This is a genomic window from Peribacillus sp. P4_D6, from assembly GCF_056401795.1.
The window spans coordinates 1-5,322 of record NZ_JBFUIQ010000190.1 but is presented as its reverse complement, the minus strand read 5'-3'; the positions used below and the strand labels follow the sequence as shown (position 1 = coordinate 5,322).

The following is a 5,322-nucleotide window of genomic DNA, read 5'->3' as shown; positions in this document are numbered from 1 at the left end:
GCCTATATACATCCCTGTCCACTAACTGATTTTCTTCAACGATGATCTGGCCTTGAAGGATCCTGATCGGCTCCACGCTTTCAACCGCTTTCCTTCGCTGTTCCTCGGTTTTGTCCTTATCGAAAAATACATTCTGAATGATTGCCGTACGCGCAAGGGAAGTGGAGGCTTTTTTCATATCGCCACTAATGCTCATATAACCCAATTCCTCTACAACCTTTTTCTTGGCATTTTCGACGTCACTTGCAGCGATTCGGGAGCTCATCACATTATTCACTGCCGTAATGGTCGAATCCTTCGCTATTTTCAACTCATCTTCATCCGCCTGCACTAATGCTAGGAAAACGGATTCCTCGATATTTTTATTCACTTCATCAGTCAATTTTTCTTTTAATATCGAAACTTTTTGAGCATCCGTCTTTACGGTMTCTTTTTTATCCTCATCTTCTTTATGATCTTCATCGGGGTCCGTTTCTTTATTCACCTCAATCGCTGAATCGAAAATGGATGAAATCAGATCGACTTTATTTTTGGCATATTCTTTTTTTAAAGAATAAACATCCGCCACCTGTTTTGAAATCTCTTCTTTTTCCTGTTCCGTCTTATAGGTATCTTCCACAGTCTTGGTTGATCGGATCGTTTGTTCCGCAGGCTTAAAAAGCTCTACCTGAACCCTTTCCGGCTTCACATTGGAGAACATTAAACCATACGCAAACAAACCAAGTATGATGAACAAAAGCACTTGAAAAAAACGATGGACCAACAGCCCTTTTATTTGAGTGAAAAATTTCTGGATACGATTCAAGGAAGGTCCTCCTAAAAAAATGATGTTTATTATTCTAGATATGTAAAATCATAACAGTTTTCATATGAATTTTCACCTTCGTATTGATAAATGTAAAGGTTCTGTCATTTCATATCCACTTTTCCACCATAAAGTTCGTCATTTAGACACATCACGAAAAATCCGCCGATTGAAATGGCGGATTTTTTCTTATGACTTCGCCTGCTCGTAAGCAGTAATGATTTTAGCGACAAGCGGATGCCTTACTACATCACTTTGTTCAAAATAAACAAAGGAAAGGCCTTTAACACTCTTCAATATCTCTTCTACCCGGACAAGACCTGACTTCATGCCTTTTGGAAGGTCAATCTGGGTCCGGTCCCCCGTAATGACCATTTTCGATCCGAAACCAAGCCTGGTCAAGAACATCTTCATTTGGGCTTCCGTCGTATTCTGGGCTTCATCCAATATGACAAAGGCATCTTCAAGCGTACGACCCCTCATATAAGCCAGGGGAGCTATTTCGATTGTTCCGCGCTCTATCATCCTTTGCGTCTGTTCCATCCCCAGGAGGTCATGGAGAGCGTCATACAGCGGTCTTAGATAAGGATCTACCTTTTCCTTCAGATCACCAGGCAGGAAACCTAGGCTCTCCCCTGCTTCGACGGCAGGCCGTGTCAGGATGATCCGTTTAACATGTCCATTTTTCAAAGCATTGATGGCCATCACTACAGCAAGATAGGTCTTCCCGGTTCCGGCAGGCCCAATTCCAAATACAAGATCCTGTTTCTTTATTGCCTGAATATAGTATCTCTGCCCGATTGTTTTGACTTTAATGGATTTCCCCTTAGCCGTTTTAGCGATTTCCTCATCATATAATTCACCGAAATACTCCAATGTGCCTTTTCTTGCCAATTCAATTGCATAAAGCACATCTCTGGAACTGATTGCAATTCCTTTTCTGACTACAGTCAATAATGCCTTGAGGATTTCCTCCCCCATCGTTACCCGCTCGATATCCCCGGCAACACTCACCGCTTCACCTCGGGTTATGACGGAAATGCCAAGTTCCTCTTCGAGCACTTTTACATTTGAATCTCCATTGCCCAATAACGCGATCGCTTCATTGGGTGATTCGATTTCGAGCTTAATTACTTTCACATCATCTGCCATTCGTTAGTCTCCTTGAATGATTGGCTGTCCAATCGCTATATCTTCAATAACTTGGTAATGTATAGACAATTTAACTTTACCATTCTCCATGCTTTCGTGCAAAATTTTTTCTTCGACGATTTCATCTTCCTCGTCTAAATGTTTTTTTAATTCCGCTTTGGCCATTTTCCTGCCTTCCTCCACCGCTTCTTTCTCCGTATAGCTTCGTACAATATCTTCCTTGCTCCTTAAGGTCACTTGTTTATAAGAAATCGGCAGCTCCCATTGAAGAAAGTGAAAAGGCCTCACTGTCGTTTCCTTTTCCTGTTTTTCATATCCCGGATCCTTGAAGCCCCATACCGGAAGGGAAAAGCCCCCCATTTTCAAAAAGTGCTTGCTCGTTTCATCTCCGTTAAAAACAGAAAACTTGGTTTTTAACGGAACTTCCACTTTCGCTTTATACCACGTTTTCCCTTTTATTACTCCCTTTGCGGATACAATTTCATGTTTATCCTCTTTACCAATCAATCCTGAAACAAGAAGTTGTCCTTTTCCTACATAATCATTCACATTAACAATAGATTGTCCTTTTTCAACGAACATATCAGCGATGATCGCTTTTTTTGATGCTACCAAATTCTGTGGAGATGTTTTCTCGACCTCTTTAGGCTGCCGTTTTTCCACAACCCGAAAATGATATGTCGTTCCCTTTAGCTCGACCCCTACCCATGTCAATGCACCGATCCGGTCCGACAGCTTACGCTGAATCGTATCCACATCATCAACAAAGAATTGCACTTTACCGATCTTCACGCCCATCTTGTCCAATTCTTTCCGGATGGCATGCTCGGTTGCCGGTTTGGCATCTTGAACCTCGATGCCCCATACCATATTGGAAAGTACAAATATACATAGCAGGAAAGCGATCATCCCCGCTAAAAACCCGCTGTTTTTCATGACTCTCTTCATCAGGAAAGGGAAACCCTTTCCCTGCATGAACTTTACTTTACAATCACTCTTACGCATGACCTGACGTAGTTTGGGGATATCCCTGATATCCATATGGAAAATCAGGGCTTCACTTCCGACACGCTTCACATCCCAGATATGAAGCCCCCTTCTCGTCAGCATATTAATTAACCGTTCTGCACCTTTTCCATAAGCCTTCACCTTTACATAGCCTGTATAATAGTTTGTCCATTGGTTTTTCATGGAGACCTCCCGGGATCATTCATTGATAAAATAAACCTTGTCAATTTTGCCTTCGAGCATGATTTCTTCCGGCAAAATCGTCTTTATGACAAAGGCATTTCCCTTTATCAGCAACTGCCCATTTTTCAGCATCAATCGTACTTCGCTGTCTGTAAAAGCCAATAAGCCACGATGGTTTTCAATATAAATATGTAATTGTCCGATCATTGTAATTCGCGGCAGGTCCATCATGACATCTTGCGGAAGGTCCATTGTTTTGGTCATAAGCTGTTTCACTTTTTTTCCCCAATTGCGTGCCATAAAAAAGAACCCCCTTTCATCTCAATGTATGAAATGAAAGAGGGTTCTAGCACAAAATTATAAGTGAATGAAAGTCTATTTTTTCCTCATTCAATGAAGGTCTAAAAAAGCCCGGGGTTCCGAATCACCTTCTGGACCTTTGAAGACTTCTCTTCGCCCTTGGCGGTCCCAGCACTTCTGACATGATGATGCCATCAATCAGCTGCTTTTTGCCAAAAGACGGTCCTTTGCGATAGACCGGACTGTTATTATCAGCAATCGTTGAAGTGAGTTGATCTGCCTTCGCTTTTTGATACAAACGCTCTTTATCGTACTTCTGCTGTATCCGTCTAAGCTCCGCAATCCTTTGGTTCGCTTCGTTCGTCGTCTCATCGATCACTTCTGCAGCCTGTGCTGCCTGCTGTTCGACTTTCCTTACGGGAGCAGGTGCAGGTCTTTGCTGCTGATTCCCTTGCTGCATTTCACCTTGAAGCTCCTGCATGACCTCCTGCCATTTCTTTTTCGGAGGGGTGTTAGGATCTTGAGGCTGTTTTTTCTTTCCTAACATGGACGTTAAAATACCRATCAAGACAATGATAAGGAATGGGTTCTTGAGAAAGAAATCAATAAAATCTCCCATTTAAAGACCTTCCTTCCCTGACCTAATTATTATTATGGTTATTGTTGTTATCTTTTGGATTTTCGGATATTTTACTGATGGAACCGCGCATATCCGTATCGGCCGTAATATTTTGGATATTCATATAATCCATCACTCCAAGGTTTCCGCTTTTCAGTGCATCGGCCATGGCAAGCGGAACTTCCGCTTCGGATTGAACAACCTTCGCTCTCATTTCCTGAACACGGGCAACCATTTCCTGTTCAAGTGCAACAGCCATCGCACGTCGTTCTTCGGCCTTTGCCTGGGCTATTTTCTTATCGGCTTCGGCTTGGTCCGTCTGTAATATGGCCCCGATATTTTTACCGATATCCACTTCAGCAATATCAATGGAAAGAATTTCGAATGCCGTCCCTGAATCCAACCCTTTCGATAAAACCGTTCTTGAAATCAAATCGGGATGTTCCAGTACATCCGTATGCATTTGCGAAGCACCGATCGTCGATACGATCCCTTCCCCTACACGGGCAATGATCGTCTCTTCACCGGCACCACCGACCAGGCGTTCAATATTGGCCCGGACCGTGATCCTTGCCTTCGCTTTCACTTCAATACCATTCATCGCCACACCTGAGATGAATGGAGTTTCGATCACTTTCGGGTTAACGCTCATTTGAACGGCTTGCAGTACATCACGACCGGCAAGGTCAATGGCTGCACCCCGTTCGAAAGGTAACGTGATATTGGCGCGTTCTGCAGCAATTAATGCATTCACCACTCGATCGACATTACCGCCTGCAAGGTAATGGCTCTCCAATTGATTCGTCGAAACATTGATTCCAGCCTTGTGGGCCTTGATAAGGGGATTGACGACCCTGCTTGGTATAACACGGCGAAGCCTCATCCCAACTAATGTAAATATACTGATTTTGACTCCTGCCGCTAAAGCGGAAATCCATAACATGACTGGTACGAATGTGAAAAACACTGCCAATACGATGATAGCAGCAATCACTGCCAGTACAATAAATACCGTTCCTGAAGTTATCACTTAATGATTCATCCTTCCTGTATCCTTTAATTTTAATTTGAATCCGGAATTTCCCGGACGACTACCCTTGATCCTTCAACTTTAACGATAATGATTGTCGAACCTTTGGAAATAAAGCTCCCTTCGGTCACGACATCCACTCTTTCTTCTTTGACCAAAGCTGTTCCTGAAGGCCTCAAATCTGTTAGGGCCTTCCCTTCTGCACCTAATAAATCCAAACGATTC

The 5,322-nt window shown here is 43.0% G+C and carries 6 protein-coding genes and 1 pseudogene; all 7 read right to left on the bottom strand.

Annotated features, from left to right (window positions below; genetic code table 11):
- A pseudogene (locus tag AC1DVB_RS25030) lies at positions 1 to 805 on the bottom strand (hypothetical protein); the annotation flags it as partial.
- 189 nt (positions 806 to 994) lie between these two features.
- Positions 995 to 1,957, bottom strand: a complete 963-nt coding sequence (locus AC1DVB_RS25025; RefSeq protein WP_477591468.1) for a PhoH family protein — start codon at positions 1,955 to 1,957, stop codon at positions 995 to 997.
- Between the two features lie 3 nt (positions 1,958 to 1,960).
- Complete coding sequence (yqfD, locus tag AC1DVB_RS25020) at positions 1,961 to 3,148, bottom strand: sporulation protein YqfD (protein ID WP_098865763.1); 1,188 nt, start codon at positions 3,146 to 3,148, stop codon at positions 1,961 to 1,963.
- Between the two features lie 15 nt (positions 3,149 to 3,163).
- Positions 3,164 to 3,448, bottom strand: a complete 285-nt coding sequence (yqfC, locus tag AC1DVB_RS25015; protein WP_034308511.1) for a sporulation protein YqfC — start codon at positions 3,446 to 3,448, stop codon at positions 3,164 to 3,166.
- 124 nt (positions 3,449 to 3,572) lie between these two features.
- Positions 3,573 to 4,067, bottom strand: coding sequence for a hypothetical protein (locus tag AC1DVB_RS25010; protein WP_477591466.1), 495 nt, complete (start codon positions 4,065 to 4,067; stop codon positions 3,573 to 3,575).
- 22 nt (positions 4,068 to 4,089) lie between these two features.
- Entirely contained in the window at positions 4,090 to 5,073 is a 984-nt protein-coding gene (gene floA, locus AC1DVB_RS25005; protein WP_370023731.1) for a flotillin-like protein FloA, read from the bottom strand.
- Positions 5,074 to 5,129: 56 nt separating this feature from the next.
- The coding region (locus tag AC1DVB_RS25000) for an NfeD family protein (protein WP_477591464.1) at positions 5,130 to 5,322 on the bottom strand (193 nt) is incomplete at its 5' end.